The sequence below is a fragment of the Marinomonas aquimarina genome (assembly GCF_900089755.1).
Lineage (GTDB): Bacteria > Pseudomonadota > Gammaproteobacteria > Pseudomonadales > Marinomonadaceae > Marinomonas > Marinomonas aquimarina.
The window spans coordinates 123,194-142,067 of record NZ_FLOC01000003.1 but is presented as its reverse complement, the minus strand read 5'-3'; the positions used below and the strand labels follow the sequence as shown (position 1 = coordinate 142,067).

At 48.7% G+C, this 18,874-nt stretch carries 17 protein-coding genes, 2 pseudogenes and 1 riboswitch; of the genes and pseudogenes, 15 read left to right on the top strand and 4 right to left on the bottom strand.

Annotated elements, in window-relative coordinates:
* Positions 1-77: 77 nt before the first annotated feature.
* The 4 genes from soxR to MAQ5080_RS04290 all read left to right on the top strand — a co-directional run bounded on the left by soxR (position 78) and on the right by MAQ5080_RS04290 (position 4,963).
* Positions 78-581, top strand: coding sequence for a redox-sensitive transcriptional activator SoxR (soxR, locus tag MAQ5080_RS04305; RefSeq protein ID WP_368730402.1), 504 nt, complete (start codon positions 78-80; stop codon positions 579-581).
* Positions 582-663: 82 nt separating this feature from the next.
* Positions 664-1,764 (top strand): MBL fold metallo-hydrolase, encoded by a 1,101-nt coding sequence (locus tag MAQ5080_RS04300; protein ID WP_197464569.1) that lies wholly within the window; start codon positions 664-666, stop codon positions 1,762-1,764.
* Between the two features lie 289 nt (positions 1,765-2,053).
* Complete coding sequence (katG, locus tag MAQ5080_RS04295) at positions 2,054-4,243, top strand: catalase/peroxidase HPI (RefSeq protein ID WP_067332944.1); 2,190 nt, start codon at positions 2,054-2,056, stop codon at positions 4,241-4,243.
* A 168-nt stretch (positions 4,244-4,411) separates the two neighbouring features.
* Positions 4,412-4,963, top strand: a complete 552-nt coding sequence (locus MAQ5080_RS04290) for a DUF2889 domain-containing protein (protein ID WP_067207131.1) — start codon at positions 4,412-4,414, stop codon at positions 4,961-4,963.
* Here MAQ5080_RS04290 and MAQ5080_RS17765 read toward each other — a convergent pair.
* Both MAQ5080_RS17765 and MAQ5080_RS17760 read right to left on the bottom strand, forming a co-directional pair.
* A pseudogene (locus MAQ5080_RS17765) lies at positions 4,960-5,304 on the bottom strand (methyl-accepting chemotaxis protein); the annotation flags it as partial. The gene MAQ5080_RS04290 and the pseudogene MAQ5080_RS17765 sit on opposite strands and share 4 nt — an antisense overlap.
* Positions 5,305-5,493: 189 nt before the next feature.
* Positions 5,494-6,168 (bottom strand): annotated as a pseudogene (locus tag MAQ5080_RS17760) (PAS domain-containing protein); the annotation flags it as partial.
* Between the two features lie 688 nt (positions 6,169-6,856).
* On the opposite strand from MAQ5080_RS17760, the gene MAQ5080_RS04280 reads away from it, so the two are divergent.
* Genes MAQ5080_RS04280 through MAQ5080_RS04255 form a run of 6 tightly spaced genes read left to right on the top strand, consistent with a single transcriptional unit; the run spans position 6,857 to position 12,801 of the window.
* Positions 6,857-8,500, top strand: a complete 1,644-nt coding sequence (locus MAQ5080_RS04280) for a phosphotransferase (protein ID WP_067207137.1) — start codon at positions 6,857-6,859, stop codon at positions 8,498-8,500.
* On the top strand, positions 8,493-9,401 hold the full coding sequence (locus MAQ5080_RS04275; RefSeq protein WP_067207140.1) for a GAK system ATP-grasp enzyme: 909 nt from the start codon (positions 8,493-8,495) through the stop codon (positions 9,399-9,401). Before MAQ5080_RS04280 ends, MAQ5080_RS04275 begins: the two co-directional genes overlap by 8 nt.
* Positions 9,395-10,480, top strand: coding sequence for an HprK-related kinase B (locus MAQ5080_RS04270; protein ID WP_067207143.1), 1,086 nt, complete (start codon positions 9,395-9,397; stop codon positions 10,478-10,480). The genes MAQ5080_RS04275 and MAQ5080_RS04270 overlap by 7 nt, the downstream gene beginning before the upstream one ends.
* Positions 10,480-11,169: a histidine phosphatase family protein gene (locus MAQ5080_RS04265; protein ID WP_067207145.1), complete on the top strand. Its 690-nt coding sequence runs from the start codon at positions 10,480-10,482 to the stop codon at positions 11,167-11,169. Before MAQ5080_RS04270 ends, MAQ5080_RS04265 begins: the two co-directional genes overlap by 1 nt.
* 33 nt (positions 11,170-11,202) lie before the next feature.
* On the top strand, positions 11,203-12,525 hold the full coding sequence (locus MAQ5080_RS04260; protein WP_067207147.1) for a metallophosphoesterase: 1,323 nt from the start codon (positions 11,203-11,205) through the stop codon (positions 12,523-12,525).
* A 6-nt stretch (positions 12,526-12,531) separates the two neighbouring features.
* Positions 12,532-12,801, top strand: a complete 270-nt coding sequence (locus MAQ5080_RS04255; RefSeq protein ID WP_067207150.1) for an amphi-Trp domain-containing protein — start codon at positions 12,532-12,534, stop codon at positions 12,799-12,801.
* A gap of 6 nt (positions 12,802-12,807) precedes the next feature.
* On the opposite strand, the gene MAQ5080_RS04250 is transcribed toward MAQ5080_RS04255, so the two are convergent.
* Positions 12,808-13,224: a thermonuclease family protein gene (locus MAQ5080_RS04250; protein ID WP_067207523.1), complete on the bottom strand. Its 417-nt coding sequence runs from the start codon at positions 13,222-13,224 to the stop codon at positions 12,808-12,810.
* 181 nt (positions 13,225-13,405) lie between these two features.
* A riboswitch (cobalamin riboswitch) is annotated at positions 13,406-13,601 on the top strand.
* Positions 13,602-13,664: 63 nt separating this feature from the next.
* Between MAQ5080_RS04250 and MAQ5080_RS04245 the strand changes: the two genes are divergently transcribed.
* From MAQ5080_RS04245 to MAQ5080_RS04225, 5 genes are read left to right on the top strand one after another with little or no spacing between them, the layout of a single operon-like run.
* Positions 13,665-15,494 carry a TonB-dependent receptor domain-containing protein gene (locus MAQ5080_RS04245; protein ID WP_067207152.1) on the top strand — a complete coding sequence of 610 codons (1,830 nt, stop codon included), beginning with the start codon at positions 13,665-13,667 and terminating at the stop codon, positions 15,492-15,494.
* On the top strand, positions 15,494-16,408 hold the full coding sequence (locus MAQ5080_RS04240) for a cobalamin-binding protein (RefSeq protein WP_231870798.1): 915 nt from the start codon (positions 15,494-15,496) through the stop codon (positions 16,406-16,408). The genes MAQ5080_RS04245 and MAQ5080_RS04240 overlap by 1 nt, the downstream gene beginning before the upstream one ends.
* 8 nt (positions 16,409-16,416) lie before the next feature.
* The gene (locus MAQ5080_RS04235; protein ID WP_067207153.1) at positions 16,417-17,397 is read left to right on the top strand and encodes a FecCD family ABC transporter permease; all 981 of its coding nucleotides are present in this window, start codon (positions 16,417-16,419) and stop codon (positions 17,395-17,397) included.
* Complete coding sequence (locus MAQ5080_RS04230) at positions 17,394-18,158, top strand: ABC transporter ATP-binding protein (RefSeq protein WP_067207155.1); 765 nt, start codon at positions 17,394-17,396, stop codon at positions 18,156-18,158. The genes MAQ5080_RS04235 and MAQ5080_RS04230 overlap by 4 nt, the downstream gene beginning before the upstream one ends.
* A gap of 13 nt (positions 18,159-18,171) precedes the next feature.
* Complete coding sequence (locus MAQ5080_RS04225; RefSeq protein ID WP_156496528.1) at positions 18,172-18,576, top strand: nucleoside-diphosphate sugar epimerase/dehydratase; 405 nt, start codon at positions 18,172-18,174, stop codon at positions 18,574-18,576.
* On the opposite strand, the gene MAQ5080_RS17715 is transcribed toward MAQ5080_RS04225, so the two are convergent.
* Positions 18,568-18,744, bottom strand: a complete 177-nt coding sequence (locus MAQ5080_RS17715) for an EAL domain-containing protein (protein ID WP_082861037.1) — start codon at positions 18,742-18,744, stop codon at positions 18,568-18,570. The two genes, MAQ5080_RS04225 and MAQ5080_RS17715, sit on opposite strands and share 9 nt — an antisense overlap.
* Between the last annotated feature and the right edge of the window lie 130 nt (positions 18,745-18,874).

The following is an 18,874-nucleotide window of genomic DNA, read 5'->3' as shown; positions in this document are numbered from 1 at the left end:
GTGCGGGCGATTCATGTCGGCTCCTACGAAAAACAAACGATAAAAGGCACTTGAGTGTGCTAGCCGACAAGAATAATATGACCTCAAGTATACTTGAGGTCAATAGCTTTTTTACTATGAGTAACGAGCAATCATTAGGTGTGGGTGAAGTGGCAAAACGCAGTGGTGTAAATGTCTCCACGCTCCACTTCTACGAGAGCAAAGGTTTAATCGACAGCTGGCGCAATTCAGGCAATCAACGCCGTTATGATCGTTCGGTATTGCGTCGCATTGCTATTATTCGTATTGCTCAGCGTGCGGGAATTTCGTTGGCGTTAATCAAGGAGCACTTGGATACCTTGCCAAAGAAAAAAATCACCGTCGAAGAGTGGCGTGAGCTGAGTATCGAATGGCATGCCATGCTCAATGAGCGCATTAATACTTTGCTGCAACTGCGTGATCAAATGGAGGGGTGTATCGGTTGTGGTTGTCTATCGTTAGACGACTGCCCGCTCAGAAACCCTGACGACATCGTGGCCGAACAGGGCCCTGGGGCCCAGCTATTGGAAGATGTTAAGGTCGCTTCTCGCCAAGATTCATGAATTATACTCATGGGTCTATTAGGTACAGCGACATTCTCTTAGCGGCGCTGTTTGTTATGATCGCCGCTTTGATTTGTTATAAATGAGTATTATGCGTCGTATTTTCACTTGGCTAATGAGCATCCTTATCCTGCTAGCGTTAGCCAGCATTATCTATCTGCAGCAACCTCAATTTGTTGCCCCGAGAGTTGAGGCTCCGGTTGCCAGTGATCATTTTGCAGAAGGGCATTTTCACAACAATCCTTTAGTGCCGGTGTCGACCAGTGATGAAGGGCAGTTTGCACTGTTTTATCGTTTCTTGTTCCAAGAAGTGATCGATGCAATCCCAGAAAAGCCTCTGCCGTCTAAGAAAACCGATTTACATGCCTTAGATCCCCAAGACAATGTCGTGGTATGGATGGGCCATTCGACCTACTTTATGCAGTTCGATGGTAAAACGTACCTGATTGATCCAGTGTTTAGTGACTATGCTTCCCCTGTACCAGGTACCAATAAGGCATTCCCTGGTACCAATATCTATGATGCGGAAGATATTCCTGCCGTTGATTATCTGCTGATTTCACATGATCACTGGGACCATTTGGACTTGCCAACCCTGGAAGGCTTGAAAGGAAAAGTCGGTCAGGTGATTGCCCCTTTAGGGGTCGGTTCTTACTTGATTCAATGGGGCTTTGCGCAAGAGCGTGTGTTTGAAGGGGATTGGTATGATGCCTTTGAAGACGCTGATGTCAGCATTTATTTGGTGCCGTCCATTCATTTCTCGGGACGCTTATTAACGCGCAATCGCACGCTTTGGTCGGGTTTTGCCATCCTCACTGAGAAACGCAAGGTGCTGTACAGTGGTGATACGGGTTATGGTGAACATTTTAAAGAAATACGTGAGCGTCTTGGGGCTTTTGATCTCGCCATTTTAGAAGACGGTCAATACAACGAAAATTGGGCGCACATTCATATGTCCCCAGAGCAAGCGGCACAAGCGGCGCAAGATGTCGACGCCAAAGCGGTATTAGCGGCCCACAACAGCAAGTTTAAATTAGCCCATCATGCGTGGTATGACCCGTTAGAGCGTATTAGCCAAGCCTCCGAGGGGCAAGAGTATCGCATGATGACCCCATTGATCGGCGAACGAGTGAACCTCGATGATGACACGCAAACCTTTCAGGATTGGTGGCGTCAGCGCTGATAAGATATCGAGTCTTTTGATGAAGCGTCCTTAGTCTGTGCTAAGGGCGCTTTTTTGTATTCAGAAGAAGCAGTTAGTGAGCTTTGATTATAAAAATCTATTGAGTCCGATTTAAAAAGCATATTTCTCTAATCGGTAAAGGTTTCCTATGCTTATAAAACAAATCACGCAGCGAAGAAAAATGTGATCTTTTTAAAGTAAGTGATGCGTATGCCCAACATTCATCTATTTTTAATTAGGAATGTGTATGTGTGGACATACCTGTTCTCTCAAGTGAAGGAGCCAAGACATGAGCCAAAATAATAACAGTTCGCAAGGTAAATGCCCCGTCATGCATGGTAGCCACACAGAGTCTGGTGACTCTGTCATGGCGTGGTGGCCGAAGGCACTTAATCTCGATATTTTACATCAACATGATACTAAGACTGACCCTTTCGGGAATGAGTTTGATTACGCAGCCGCCTTTACAAAGCTTGATCTTGAAAAAGTTAAAAACGACTTAAAAGATTTAATGACTAATAGCCAAGACTGGTGGCCAGCGGACTGGGGCCATTACGGTGGCTTGATGATTCGTATGGCATGGCACGCCGCGGGTAGTTACCGTGAAGCCGACGGCCGTGGTGGTTCTAACACGGGTAACCAACGCTTTGCGCCTCTGAACAGCTGGCCAGATAACACTAACCTTGATAAAGCCCGTCGCCTTCTTTGGCCGATTAAACAAAAATACGGTAACAAACTGTCTTGGGCTGATTTGATGATCTTGGCTGGTAACATGGCCTATGAGTCCATGGGGTTAAAAACCTTTGGTTTCGCTGGCGGTCGTGCCGACATTTGGCACCCAGAAAAAGACGTCTACTGGGGCTCTGAGAAAGAATGGCTAGCACCAACCGATAACCCAAACAGTCGTTACTCGGGTCAACGTGACCTTCAAAACCCGCTAGCAGCGGTAATGATGGGCTTGATCTATGTAAACCCTGAAGGTGTGGACGGTAATCCTGATCCACAAAAAACAGCCCATGACGTGCGTGAAACCTTTAAACGTATGGCCATGAACGATGAGGAAACCGTTGCCTTGACGGCAGGTGGTCACACCGTTGGTAAAACTCACGGTAATGGTGATGCGGCAAACTTAGGTCCTGAGCCAGAAGCGGCGGAAATCGAAGAGCAAGGCCTAGGTTGGAACAACCACAAAACTCGCGGCATTGGACGTAACGCGGTCACCAGTGGCCTTGAAGGTGCTTGGACAACTAACCCAACTCAGTGGGATAACGGCTACTTTGATATGCTACTGAACCATGAGTGGCACAGTGTTAAAAGCCCAGCGGGCGCTTGGCAGTGGGAGCCTGTGGACATTAAAGAGGAAGATAAACCGGTCGATGTTGAAGACCCAAGTATTCGTTGTATGCCGATTATGACGGATGCGGATATGGCCATGAAAGTCGATCCTGAGTACCGCAAAATTTCAGAGAAGTTTTACAAAGACCCAGAATACTTCTCAGAGGTGTTTGCTCGTGCATGGTTTAAATTGACTCACCGTGATATGGGGCCTAAGAGCCGATACCTGGGTGCTGATGTGCCGGCGGAAGATTTAATTTGGCAAGACCCAATTCCAAGTGTGGATTACACCTTAAGTGACATTGAAATTGATGATCTGAAAGCCACAATTTTAGCTTCTGGACTTACCGTGTCGGAATTAGTATCGACTGCGTGGGACAGTGCTCGTACCTTCCGCGGCTCGGACTACCGAGGTGGTGCTAACGGTGCACGCATTCGTTTGGCACCACAGAAAGACTGGCAAGGTAATGAGCCAGAGCGTTTGCAAAAAGTCTTGTCGGTTTTAGAAGGGATTCAAAAAGGTCTAAGTAAACCTGTCAGCATGGCCGATTTAATTGTGCTTGCTGGTAGTGCAGGGGTTGAGAAGGCTGCCTACGATGCGGATGTACACATTAAGGTACCTTTCACGCCAGGCCGTGGCGATGCTACCGCGGAGCAGACCGATGCAGATTCCTTTGCTGTATTGGAACCTTTACACGACGGTTTCCGTAACTGGCAGAAAGAGCATTACATCCCGCAACCTGAGGAGTTATTGCTTGATCGTGCGCAGTTAATGGGCTTAACCGCACCAGAAATGACGGTGCTGATCGGTGGGATGCGTGTCTTGGCTACCAACCACGGTGGTACAAAATATGGTGTTTTAACTTACCGAGAAGGGGTTCTGAGTAATGACTTCTTCGTTAATTTGACGGATATGAGAAATACTTGGAAGCCAACTGGCCGTAATTCTTACGACATCTGTAACCGAGAAACCGGTGATGTGAAATGGACGGCCACTCGTGTTGACCTAGTGTTCGGTTCGAACTCCATTTTGCGTGCCTACTCAGAGTTCTACGCACAGGATGACAACCTAGAAAAATTTGTGAAAGACTTCGTCAATGCTTGGGTGAAAGTCATGAATGCGGACCGTTTTGATTTAAAATAGGTCTACGCATTTTGCGAAAGCCGAGTAATGTTGGGTGATGCCAACAACAGAAACGCCTTAGTCTCGTGGCTAAGGCGTTTTTTTTATGGGCATCTCAATGTTGAAGGCTCAGCAAAAATCGTTAACACTTATAGATCAAATAATTAGAATCAAAGTCGGACGAAAATCATGACAGTAAAACGGACCCCATTACATACTCGAAACATTAATATCCAAGGCTTTCAGCGTGACGATGGCCTATGGGAAGTAGAGGGTGTGCTGGAAGATACCAAGGGCTATCCGTTCTCTTTGGAAGATCGTGGTTTAATCGAGATCGGCGATTTTCTCCATCGAATGACCCTGACATTGGTGTTTGATGACAGCTTTACCATACGTGATGTCCGTGCAGAAATGCATAATACCCCTTACGCAGATTGCTCTGGGGCAGAGCCGCAATACAAAGAATTGATTGGCTTGCAGATTAAAAAAGGCTGGATGGATAAGGCGAAGGTCGCGTTAGGGCGCACCACTAGCTGTACCCATTTGACGGAAATGCTGCCGCCGTTAGCAACCGCAGCGTTGCAGACCATTCGTGGTTACAAATTAAATTTCGAACCCAACTATGCCTCGGGTTCAGAAGAGCGCCAAACTGTGCGCAATACCTGCCACGGTTTTCGTGATGGTGGTCGCGCGCAGCAACTTTTATGGCCACAGGTCAATGAGCAAGAAAGCAAAGCTTAAAGGCTTTGCTTAAACTGCTCGACTGCACTGACCACTTGCTCCGCACCGGCTTGAATGTCGTTGATCACCACACCCGCTTCACTGGACAGTCGGTGGGCATCATTGACTTTACTGAGGCTGTCGTTGATTAAGTTCACGGCCTGCTCAGTGAGCTTTTTGTTTTCTGCGACCACTTCAATGATCTGCTCGGTCGCGCTACTGGTACGGGACGCTAACTGACGAACTTCATCGGCGACCACGGCAAAGCCGCGACCTTGTTCACCCGCGCGGGCGGCTTCAATCGCAGCATTGAGCGCTAACAGGTTGGTTTGTTCAGCAATGCCACGAATGCTCTCGACCAGGGCCGATACTTTAGAAGATTGTGTGTCCAGTGCAGTAATACCATCGCTGGCGTTGCTCATATAAGAGGTCAGCTCTTGCATGGTATCAATGGTGCGCTTAATCACTGCTATGCCTTCTGTGGATTGCTGCCCAGTTTGTTGGGAAATGGTGTAGGCGACTTCCGAGGCATCGGCGATCGCTTGTTCACGCTTCACCTGGTCGGTCACGACTGAAGCAAACTTCACCACCTTATAAAGTTCACCATTATCATCATGAACCGGGTTATAAGTCGCTTCTAGCCAGATATCATGGCCATGGCTACCCACTCGGCGGAATCGTCCAGAGAAAAACTTCCCTGAGGCCAGAGTGCGCCAAAATTCCTGATACTCACTTGATTCAGCTTCACTGGGGTGACAAAAAATACGATGATGTTTACCGAGAATCTGGCCCTTGCTGTAGCCCATGCCCTGCAGGAAGTTGTCATTGGCATCGAGGATGATGCCATCCACGCTGAACTCAATCACTGCTTGCGAGCGGTGTAGCGCCGCGAGCATGTCATCGTGTTGACGAGACTCAGAAATGGTACGGGTCAATTCGACACAGTAGGCCGAAAGGTGCGTGCCTGTCTTATTCGGAATGGGTTGTAGAATGACGCGATACCAGCGCTCCATACCTTCTTTGTCGATAAACTGCATGGCGCCATGCCAATGGCGGCAATCTTGGATGGCTTCAAGCATTTGCTGGAAGTGCGCTTTGTATTTGGCTTTGTCTGAGATATGGCGAGAAAGCTTGCCTAACTCTTCGAAACGAAAACCACAGGATTCCAGAAAGCCTGGGTTAGCTTCGATAAAGTTGCCTTGCTGATCGACAGCAAAATACAACATCGTCTCTTGTAGGTCCCTGCGAATACTATGGAATGCCGCTAATTCCTTTTCCAATTCCGCAATACGTTGTGCTGTTTTTTTTGATTGAAACAACATGGGGATTTCCTCGTATTACATTTGGCTTACGGTCATAGTTTTGATTTCCCTGCAGTGACGTAGAAGCAAAATGTATCGTCAAAAAGTGTATCCACTGAAATTTGAACGCTATTTCCTTTACAACTCAAATCTTGGAACGCTCTAATCTAGGTAGTCCACATGTGACATCATCTAGATATAAGTTATTTATTTACAAGCACTTAACTACGTTATGAACCGTCATTTGGATTACTAAGGTTATCTGATTCAGCATTTTTCATAATCAAGCGTAGCCACCCTTATCGCTAGAGTAAATGTTTGCAGGAATATATTGATTTACTATCAAAGCAAAGCCAACAGGTGTCTGTAATAGGCTTGTATTGTTATGTGTATTTTATGAATACGAAGTGGCTAAAGGAGAGGTGAATTAGTCGGACGTATTTCTTTATAAAACTTACACTTTATCTGCAAACTATTTAGATATTATTTGTGCATTTTGCGGGTGACGGTTTTAATTTTACAGTAACTGACTAATATTTATAGGGTTTTAATGTGACTGTAACCTTGTTAGTCTCATTATAGTGTAAGGTTATGGATTTACTTTAGAGCTAACATGTCTGTCGCATCCCCCTTTAGCGCTGTTCAGGAAGACCTCACTTTTTTGCTTGGCGAACTTGTTAAGCACGGTGACTTTGCTCAGTTGTTTTGCAAAACAGGTTCCCCCGATATTCTCATTCGTATGAGAGCTCGTGGCGGATACGTACAAACCTTACGAGAGAAGGTTGAGCTTAGTTGCGCGCAAATGTTGGAGCGCCGCAAGCTTGGTACTGCCTACTACAATCGTGTGATTGCGGTGCGTGGTTTCGCTAATGCGTTATCCGAGCTCGCAGCGGGATTAACCGAATGTATTGATGCGGCCACTTTAGCCTATGAATATCGCCCCCCAGCTGCTAGCCAAACGCTGAAATTCATCAAGCATTTGAACCGCTCCATCCAGCTGATTAAGTTTGGTTTCTATACGGAAGTCCGTCGAACCAGTATCAAGGTAGCGCGCAGAGCCGATAAGCTGGCGCTGCTGTTTGATGAAGTCCAGGTTCACACTCTGAAGCAGAAGCATTTGGTGAGTGATGAGGAACTGAATGCCGCGATACACGGCAACGCCCACTTAAAGCGCTTGATCAAGCTGCTTACTAAAGTGGCAGAAGCCCTTATTAAGATAGACCTTGGTCACGTGGCGACCCTAAAAAACTATCGCCATCTTAAACACGTCTCTGCGTCACTTAATTACGAACTTGATGATTTAAAGGTGAAGCGCCTCGCGCTAACGCGCTCCGGCAGTGCCATTGCTTCTTTGACTCATGAGGATGAGTCGGGACAAAGAGTACTGGCGGTGTATAAAGAAGGGGATCAGGACAAAATCGACGAAGAAGTTCAAGGGGTGGAGAACTGGCGTAAGATCAACCCCAAATTGGCGCCGGATGTGCTAATGCAAAGTGAAAACGATGGCGAAACATCGGCGTTACTGATCGAACACATTCCTGGCAAAACGCTGGAATCATTGCTGCGTGAAGGCAAAGAAAAGCCATTAGAATTGGCCTTGAAAACACTGTTTAAAACGCTGCAGAAAACTTGGCAGGATACCTTGAGCAAAGAGCCCGCTCAGGCGCATTTTATGCAGCAGCTCACTAAGCGCATAAAAGACTGCATGGCTGTACATCCAGAATATTTTGCTCCCGAGCAACGTATCTGTGGCGTGGTTAAGCCAAGTTTTAGCCATCTAGTGGGCTGTGTCGCCGTCCAAGAAGGGCGCTGGCCAGCACCATTTTCAGTGATGATTCACGGTGATTTTAACGTCGACAACCTCATTTTTGATGGGGTTGAAAAGCACATTTATTTTATCGACTTACATCGTTCAAGTTATTTTGATTATGTGCAGGATCTCACCGTGTTGATGGTATCCATTTATCGCATGCAGATATTAGAGCCGAAACAGCGAGCCTTGATGATGGCGTGCGCCAAACAGGTGTATCAATTTGGTCGACGCTTTGCTAAACGGTACCAAGACTCGACTTATGAACTGCGTATGGCCGCAGGTTTAGCCCGTTCTTTCGCCAGCTCAACACGTTTTGTTTTGGATAAAAAATTGTCTTCGCGTATGCACCTTCGTGCTCGCTACTTATTAGAAACGTTGGCCGCTTTGCCAGCCGAAAAGGAAGCCAAGTTTAAGCTTCCACTTAAGGAGTTATATAGTGAATAAGCCCAAAATTGGGGTGGTAGGAATCCCTGGAAAATGGTCAACAGAAGTCTTGGCGGACCGTTTAGAAGCCCTTACCGGATTTCGCGCTGTCATTGATATGGCCAAAGTGGAGTTACGACTGGACAGCAACCAACTGATGTTTGGTGATCTGGATCTTGCTCAGCTTGATGGCATTATCGTTAAAAAGATCAGCGAGGTGTACGCTCCAAGTACTGAGGATCGTATACATGTGTTGTCACATATTGAAAAACTGGGCGTACCCATGTTCAGTTCAGCACAGACGATTGGTCAGCTTATTAATCGTTTAAGTGGCACCTTAGCGTTGCAGCAGGGCGGTGTGCCTATGCCTAAGACGCGTATCACCGAAGACCTAGAGCAGGCATTACAAATCGTGCATGAGTTTGGTTCGGTGATCCTGAAACCGCTGTATTCGACCAAGGCACGCGGTATGGTGATGTTGACAGCGGAGCAACCGGAGAGCGAGTTGCGTCAAGCCTTGGCGGAGTATCGCCAAGACAACAGTCTTTACTACATGCAGCAAACGGTTAAATTGGATGGCAAAGATTTGGGGATGGTGTTCTTGGGGGGCGAGTATCTGTGTACTTACGCCCGTGTAGGGAACAAGGATTCATGGAATACCACCATTCACAGTGGCGGCCATTATGAATTGTTTGAGCCAAGTGAAGAGCTGATTGAGCTGGGCCGTAAGGCGCAAGCTTGCTTTAACTTGAGCTTTACCACGGTGGACATTGCTCTTACGGATCAGGGTCCAGTGGTATTTGAAGTATCCGCATTTGGTGGCTTTAAAGGCGCCTTGGAAGGCTGTCAGGTGGATGCAGCAGAAGCCTATGCGCAGTATGTGCTGAAGCAAGTACAGCAAAAAGGAGTCTTGAAATGCTGACCGATTTGTTTGATCAAGCCCAGCTACAAACGCTGCAAGCCGTCTGTGAGCATCAGCGTGGTTACGTATTCGCCGACGTCGGTATTCAGGTGTTTAGTAATAATGCCGCTTTGTTGGATGAGCTAGATCGCTATTACAAAAGCTATCTTGGCCACTCTGAAGCGCGTCATAATATCGCCTTGTATGTGGTTGAGCATGCGGTGGTAGGGGATGAGTTAGAATGGCTCGAAGTCCCCCGTGAGGCTGGTAAAACTGGTCGCAAAGAAGGCTACTTAGACGCTTGGCCGGGAGCCCGTTGGATTAAGAAATTTAAGACAGGGTTAACGCTGCTGCAAGCCAATGAAAAGCCTACCGTGGTGGGACCTTGTGGTCAGAATCTGGCGCAAATTGTGAACTTCATTAATAACCAATGTTTGAATCATTATCTTAGCCAAGGCTATGAGTTAGGCCATGCTTCGGCGTTTGTGCGTGATGGCAAAATGACTGCGATTGCGGCGGGTTCTGGCGGCGGGAAATCTACCTTGATGCTACGTTGCTTAGAAGACAGTGGGCGTGACTTTATCACCAATGATCGTCTGTTGTTTAAACGCAGCGGTGAACAGGTTCATGGGGTGGGGATCGCGAAATTGCCGCGGGTGAATCCGGGCACCTTGCTCAACGCCGAGCGTTTAAAACACATCTTACCTGAGTCGCGTCAGCAAGCACTATTGGCTTTGAGTACGGCTGAGCTTTGGTCGTTAGAAGAAAAGTACGATGTGCAGATCGAAGACGAGTATGGCCAAGGCCGTGTTGCGACCGAAGGTCAGCTGGCCAATTTGGTGATGCTGGACTGGTCACTGGATAGTGCAGTGCCAACCGCATTGCTAGAAGTCGATTTGGCCAATGAAGCGCCAGTGATAGACGGTCTACGCAAACGCCCTGGACCGTTTTATCAAAACCAAGCGGGTGAATTCTGCTCTGATTTAAACGAATTGGCGTCCCTTGCGCATTACAGCCAAGCATTGGCGCCGGTTAAGGTCTATCGTTTAACAGGACGCATTGATTTTGATCGAGCGTTTGAACTGCTGGAGAACTTGTAATGGCCATCTGTGCTTTGATTCGACATGGGGCGTATGAACAGCTAAAGAATGTCCCTAGCGCGCTACAGCCGTACCCTCTCACCGCGGAAGGCGAGCAAGAAGTGCGTCGACAGGCGCGCTTGTTTAAAGCGTGGCTGTTGTCATCAGGGCACAGAGTGGCACCTGAAATTGATGCCTCTAGTCTGCTGCGCGCTTGGCAGACGGCGACTATTTATAAAGAAGAGCTCGCCGGTTTCTTTGCCGGGGAACCTGAAGTACGCAGTTACCCTACATTGTGTGAACGCAGTGTGGGGGCTGTGGCCAACCTGAGTGTCGATGAGATTGAGCGTATTTTAGCGCTGGATCCAAGGTTTGATGACGCCCCCGAAGGCTGGAAATCGGATAGCCATTATTGTCTACCATTTGACGGCGCAGAATCCTTGCTGCAAGCTGGTGAAAGAGTCGCGCAGCATATTCAAACATGGCAACAGCAGCAACAGGACGAAGAACGTCCCCTTGTGAAACTGTTTGTTGGTCATGGTGCTTCGATTCGACATGCCGCATTTCATATGAATGTCATGAAGTTTTGCGATATTAAACGATTTAGCATGCACTATGGGCATCCAGTGGTTTTGGAATTGGTTGGCAACAAGACAAATCAGCTGTTCGGAGATTGGAAGCAACGTAAGCTGCAAGATGCTCCGGATTAACTGACCCAGACAGACTAAGGTGTCTCGTTTATTATGCAAAACAAATTACCCTCCATCGTAAAATCCCCTCTACATGAGGAAATCCGCGCACGTATTCCGACCAACGTCGCCTTGTGGCCGCGAGAAAATTGCTCGTTTAACCACAAAGCTTTGGATACGCACCAAGTGCTGAATAAGTACTGGAAAAAGAAAGTGCGCTGGCCGAGCCGTCCTGTGGTGTTTATCTCAGACCCCCATGCGGATGCCGAGGCGTTTGAAGCGTCTTTAATCGCTGCGGGGGTAGTCGAGCGTACCAAACCAGGTTTAAGACACCTGAAGCTAACTAAGTTTGGCAAAAAGGCCGAGATTATGGTCGGGGGCGATTGTTTAGACAAAGGCCCAAGTAACCTAGAGTTGCTACGTAGTCTTAAGCATTTGTACAAGATTAAAGCCAAGGTAACCCTGTTAGCGGGTAACCACGATCTGCGCTTGCGGATGGGATTATTGGCCATTTCACGTAAGAAAGACGTGGGTAATCAGCACTTCTTTGTACGTATGGGTAAGAAAATTGTGCCTCTGTTTAAAGAGGTGTTTGAGCAATATCTCGATGGCACAAAATGGGAAAAGAAGGTACCAGACGAAGCTACTTGTCGTCGTATTCTGTTCCCGAACGAAGACTGGTTTAATGAATTTCCTTTCCATGCGGCGGGTTTCTTGACTGCCGAAGGGATCGACCGAGAAGTGCGCAAGATGCAGTCCAAGGTTGAAAAGTTCGAGCGTCATTGTCTTGAAGCTGGTTTGACGTTGCGTCATGTGTATGCAGCGTCCATGCAGTGTCAGAAGATGTTCCTGGGCAAAAAAGGGGAGTTCAGTTGGTTCTTCCGCAAAATGAAGCTGGTGGAAAAACGTGGCTCTTTCTTATTCTTGCACGCTGGGTTGGACGACGTCATGGGGCAAATGCTGTTAAAGAATGGTACGCGCTACGCCAATCGTGCCTTCCATCGCAACCTACAGCGTCGTGATTTATTTGGCTTCTATTACAGTCCTTTGGCCAATACCTTCCGTACCAAATACCGTGATGCAGATTTGCCGTTGACGCAACGTGGCGTGAAAGCCATTCATAAGTCAGGGGTTAAAGTGGTGGTGCAGGGGCACGTCAATAAAGTCCACGGGCAGCGTATTGCCATTAAAAAAGGCTTGGTTCACGTGGAAGGGGATATCACCCTCGATGAGAACTCTCGCAAAATGGAACAGCTGCCAGGCATGGGCATGGGCGCGACCATTATCAGTAAAAAGCTTGGTATCGTCGGTATCAGCTGTGATTACCCAGTGATCAAGCAATTACCTGCGAAATCACTCAAACATATTTATTCTTAGTAGAACATGAAGTCAAAAACAGAATTTAAACACGAAGCACTGGTTGAAGCGGACGATATTCAAGAGGTGCTGCAGGCCCTAGCAAAGGGTGTTGAAAAGGGAAAAATGGAGTTCAGTGACGGCAAAGACAGCCCGATGGAACTCCTGCCGAAAGGGTTGTTGCGCCTCAAAGTGAGTGCCAGTGAAGACGAAGGGCGGCAGCAGTTTGAAGTCAAAGTAAGTTGGGAGAAGCGTCCCAAATCCCTGGCTAAGACGCCACCCAAAATCAAAAGCTAATCTCTTCTAGTTATACGCACACCAGCCTTGGCGCGTACCTCCATGATAGGTGCGTGCATGGCCGGAGGCGATCAGCGCCTCCGAGAGTGATGCGCCATCGACGTACACGTCTGCCAACAAACGAAAGTATTTACCCCGTTGAATGTTGCGTAGCTCAATGGTGTGACCGCTTTCTAGGAACCTGCGCGTGTAATCACGTGCGGCTTTTGCTTGTTGCTTTTCACTCAGACATTTGCCGCGTATTTCTGCCGCGTCAACGCCGTTCACGCGAACGGGAATATTCTTGCCTACAATATCTGGCCAATTACTGATGTCCACTCTAAAAGTGTCGGCATCATAAACGGAATTGATGCGCGCAACTTTTGCATTGGTGTCTGCAAAGAGTGGTAAAGCGACTACTAAACTGCCTATTACCATCGCCATACGAAACACGATAAATCTCCACGGTAGAATGACCACAGCCTTGTGAAGAAACGATTCATCCATAAGCTAGCATGATAATTAGCGTGGCTTATAACGCAATGGGGTTGTTGAAAAACTTCTGTGATCGAGTTTTTGATCGTCACGTGAGAGGCTTTCATTCAACCGTCAGCGTGCTTGTGTTAGAGTACGCGCCGCTAGAGGTTGCCAACTTAAGTACGGCACGAAGAGGGAAGTCAGTGAGAGTCTGACGCTGCCCCCGCAACGGTATTTAAAGTAAAGCTTTGTCATAACGCCACTGTGGGTATCCATGGGAAGGCGACAAAGTGAGTCGTAGCTGCTTTATCAGTCCGGAGACCTGCCTTTAGACCTAGGGGGCTTGTGCTTGCAAGCCAAACATTGATCACTGTACGGGCGTGTGCAGTGTACAAAAAGACATTTCAATGATGACTCAATTTCATTCTTCTCCAGTGTTTGCAAAGTCGGCAACGGCACTGGCTATTCTTGCGGCAAGCTCAACTCAAATGGTGCTTGCAGATGACTCACAAACACTTGCACAGCTGGTGGTGACGGCCACCACTACAGAAGTTACCCAAGCACAATCGCTGACCTCTGTGACCGTGATTGATCAACAAGACATCGACAAACAACAACCGCACGAAATCACCGAATTGCTGGCGGCACAGCCAGGTGTCGACATAGTTACCAACGGCGGTTATGGCAAAAGCATGAGCCTTTATACCCGTGGCTCGAACAGCACCGGCACGAAGCTTTTGGTCGACGGTGTGCCGATTCAATCACACTCGCTGGGTTCGTCATCTTGGCAGTACTTACCGATGGCGCAGGTAGATCGTATCGAGATTGTGCGTGGGCCTAAGTCTTCATTGTATGGTTCTAGCGCTGCCGGCGGCGTCGTGCAGGTATTCTTACCAGAAGCGGGTCAAGACAGCCAAGCGAATCTTTCCGTCGGCGCAGGCTCTTTTGGGACACGTCAAGCGGACGCTTCCGTTTCTGGGACCACTGGTAACGCGAGCTACTTATTGTCGGTTGGCTCCTTTAAAACCGATGGTGAAGAGGTCAAAGAGGGCGCAGGGGACATGGGCTATTCAAATGACCATGTGATGGCACGTTTTGGCTACGAATTCGATAGTGGCGCTTATCTAAAAGCCCTCATGATGCGAGCCGAAGGTGAGTCTGACTACACTACCTCAAGTGGCAGTCTGCGCAGCAATGATTACATTAACCAAGTGTTGGCGTTAACGGCCGGTGTTGATGTCACTGAAAACTGGCAATCGGAACTGCAAGTGCGTGAATCCCGTGATGATTACGACATCTTAAACGATGCCGGCATCGAAACAGGGACTTACTACAATAGCAAGTCTCAGGGCGTACGCTGGAATAACACCCTGTGGTTAGGTGATCATGAGTTTGTGGTGGGCGCTGAACACGTCAAAGACAGTTTTGCTGGGTCTTATGCCAAAGAACGCACCAATAACAGTGTTTTTGCACAATCCTTGTCTGAATTTGGCCCGTTTAGTGTGCAGTTAAACATTCGTGCCGATCATTACGATGAATACGATACGCAAACCACTGGTGGGGTCGCGTTTGGCTACCAGTTGGACAATGTGCACACCTTCCGTGTGAGTGGTCGTACGTCTTTTACGGCGCCGACATTTAACTCCATGAATGCAGAAAACTGGGGCTACACGCTGGCCAATGAAATCCGTCCCGAAACGTCAGAATCATTTGAAATCGGCGTACGTGGGGGTTACCAACAGAGCTACTGGGATGCGGCCATCTATCAAGCGGACTACGACGATCTGATTGCTTGGAACTACCCAACTGTTGGTAATATTGAAGCGGCACGTGTGCAGGGCTTGGAGCTGGCTGCAGGCACCGATATTGAGCAATGGTCATTTGCTATTGCGGCGACGCTGATGGATACCGAAAACCTAAGCGACGGCGCGGTGAAGGGCAACCGTTTGGTCCGTCGAGCCAACAAGAGTGCTCGTTTTGATGTGGATCGACACTTTGAGGACTTCTCATTGGGGATGACATTCGCGACCTATGGTGATCGTTATGACGATGCAGAAAATGACACCTTGTTACCAGGTTATGGCTTGCTAAACCTGCGTGCGAGTTATGACTTTGCGGACAACTGGAATGCTAAATTGACGGTCAAGAACGCTTTGGATAAGTCTTACCAAACCGCGCAAGGTTATAGCAATCCTGGCGTGGGTGCTTTCCTAACGGTTAATTACTCGGCCTTTTAATGACCTCATTATTTTTTCTACCTCGTCATCTGATGACACTTTTACTGGGGCTGCTCTCTGCGATCTTGATCGCAGAGAGTGCCTGGGCACGAGGGTTGTGTGTCGAAGATGATAAACAGCGCGAAGTCTGTATGGCGCAACCGGCGCAACGCATTGCCGCCTTGTCGCCAGGGGCCACAGAACTGATCTATGCCGCGGGGGCCGGTGAAAAGGTGGTGGCAGTGGTGTCCTTTAGTGATTATCCACCTGAAGCGAAGCAAGTCACCTCGGTTGGCAGCCACACTCGCTTGGACTTAGAGCGTGTAGTGAGTTTGAAGCCCGATCTAGTGCTGGCTTGGGGCACGGGCAATCCCAGTGAGCAGATTGCGACCTTAGAGCGTATCGGTTTGACGGTGTATTACGTTGAGCCGCATGATTTTGAAGACATCGCTGATAACATCAAGGATATGGCGATTTTATCTGGTACTGAGGGGGCGGGTTTCAAGGCGGCCGATGACTTCCTTGCTGGTATTCAAGCGCTTGCTGATCGTTATCAAAGCGCCGCACCAGTGGCGACCTTCTATCAGGTTTGGGATGAACCATTGATGTCGATGAACAGTCGCCATTACATCAGTAAAGTGGTCACTCTTTGTGGCGGTGTGAATGTTTTTGCAGACTCTCCGCGTCTGATTCCGCGCTTGAACCAAGAGTCGGTATTAATTAAAAACCCAGAAGCCATTCTGGCCGGTGGTATGGGGGAGCGTAATGCTAAGTGGCTCGAAAAATGGCGTGCCTTCCCAGAATTATTAGCCACGCAGCGTGATAACTTGTTCTTTATTCCACCGTCTTTGATTCAGCGACCTACGCCACGTTTACTCGACGGTGCGCGCATTATGTGTGAGAAGTTGGACGTTGCGCGACAGCAGCGCGGTTAAGGGACATTATGATTGCACCGCGATATCTGATTTGGCCGCTGTTAACCCTGACGATCGTCTCCTTAGTGTGCGTCATCGCTGCGGTGACACAAGGCAGTGTCGCGCTTTCCCTTGAACAACTGTGGCAGGCATTTCAGGGTCAGGGCTCCTTGTTAAACCAGACCTTGGTTTGGGAACTTAGGGTGCCGCGGGTATTAGCGGCTTTCGCTACCGGCGGTTTGTTGGCCGTAGCAGGGGCCTTGATGCAAATCTTGTTGCGTAATCCACTGGCCGACCCTTATGTACTGGGGATCTCCGGAGGCGCTTCGGTGGCGGCGTTATTGGCGATTCTCGCGGGCATCACAGGCGTTTTCCTATCGGGTGCGGCATTCATTGGTGCGGTATTGTCGACTCTGTTGGTGTTTGGTTTGGCGCAAGGGGTAGGGCGTGCGTCGCCCATGCGTTTGTTACTTACCGGTGTGGTGATTGCTGCCGGTTGGGGGGCATGCATTACCTTGATGTTGGCCCTGGCGCCGCCACAAAAAATCCCAGGTATGCTGTTCTGGCTGATGGGCGATTTGTCTTATGCTCACACACCTTGGTTGGCTTGGCTGGTTTTGGTACCTATTTGCTTTGTGTTAATGCCCCTAGGGCGCAGTTTAAATGTGCTCGCCAGAGGGCCGATGCAGGCGGCGGCATTAGGGGTCAATGTGAAACAGCTGGAACGGCTTGTGTTTGTCATTGCTAGCCTGTTAACCGCTGTGGCCGTTACCACGGCAGGTAGCATTGGTTTTGTGGGGTTAGTTGTGCCGCATATGTTGCGCTTGGTATTGGGTAATGATCAGCGCTTGATATTGCCCGCCTGTGCCTTAGCCGGCGGTACCTTGGTCACCTTAGCGGATACTTTGGCTCGAACTGTCATTGCCCCAGAGCAATTGCCAGTAGGGGTGATCACGGCCTTGTTAGGGGTGCCCACCTTCTTATTTTTATTGCGTCGGGGGCGAGTATGACATTGTCAACACACTCTTTGGTGCTGGATATTCCTTTAAGAGAGCCTCATCCGTTAGAGCTGGCCATTGAGTCAGGGCAAATGTGGGGGATCCTCGGACCGAATGGAGTGGGTAAAACCACTCTATTACACACTCTGGCGGGTCTCGTCACGCCTCGTTCTGGTAGCGTGTCCTTAGCGCATAAGCCGCTTTCTGATTGGCACCGTCTTAGCCTTGCGCAACAAGTAGGGGTAATGTTCCAAGAACATCAAGATGGCTTCCCTGCCACGGTTTTGGAAACCGCACTATTGGGGCGTTTTCCGCACCTATCGCCCTGGGAAATGGAAACCGATGCCGACATTGCCATGGCGAGAGCGTCGTTGGCGTATCTTGAATTGTCGGCGTTGAGTGAGCGTTCTGTGAGTCAGCTATCCGGCGGTGAGCGTCAGAGAACGGCTTTGGCGGCTTTACTGACGCAAGATCCTTCTGTTTGGCTGGTGGACGAGCCTACCAATCATTTGGATTTGCATCACCAAGTGGCAGTGATGAGATTATTACAACGCAAAGCGCAGTCCGATAAGCTAGTGGTAATGTCGTTACACGATGTGAATTTGGCCGCGACATGGTGCAGTCATGTATTGTTGCTTTATCCAGATCGTCCAGCATTAATGGGCCGCGCTGATAAATTGTTAACCCTTGAGCATTTGCAGCCCTTGTATCAGCAGCCCCTAGTACAAGGTGAAATCGATGGGCGCTTGGTGTTCTTACCCAAACCAGTGTAGAGAGGCCGCATAAATGAGGTGGTTGCAACGTATTGGAGTACGCTGGCTGGGCAGAAAGCAGCCATTGCCTAAGTTGATCATGGTTGGCATTGACACCCATTGCTACCAGTTAGCGCAAGCCTTAATCCAACAGCGTGAGGCTGACATTATCGCTTTTATAGACGATGAGCCTTGGACTAACCGAACGGAACTGCTGGGGGCCAAGGTGTATTACCCAAGTGATATGGTCGCCTTGGTGATGCGTAACGAAGTGCAATTAATCGTCGATTTTGCTCAATCAAATATGGTGCCTGAGTCAATTAAAGCGGAGTTGGAAGCACTGCCTGTGCAGCAGCTTTGTTTAACTGAGAAGGCGACTGGTGCAGACCTTGCTCTGTGGCGCGAGCAAGTGCTGCAGTGCTTAGCCTCTTCAAAATAATTCAATTTCATCATAGCGCAACTGCGCCGTAGCGACGGCTTCGCTAAGCTCTTCTAAGGTGACGGCGGGTGAAAAGTAAAAGCCTTGTAGTAAATGGCAGCCATTCGTAATCAAGTATTTAGCTTGCTCTGCCCCCTCGATCCCTTCACAGCACGTGCTCAGTTTCAAATTATGTTATGAGATGCACGGTTTGTATCGATTTGTTGGAAATCGCTGAGGAATTGATAACGGTTAGGTCAAAGTGGCGTGCTAGGGGGAATTTAACCAAAAAAAGGGCGCCAGAGGCGCCCTTTGAATA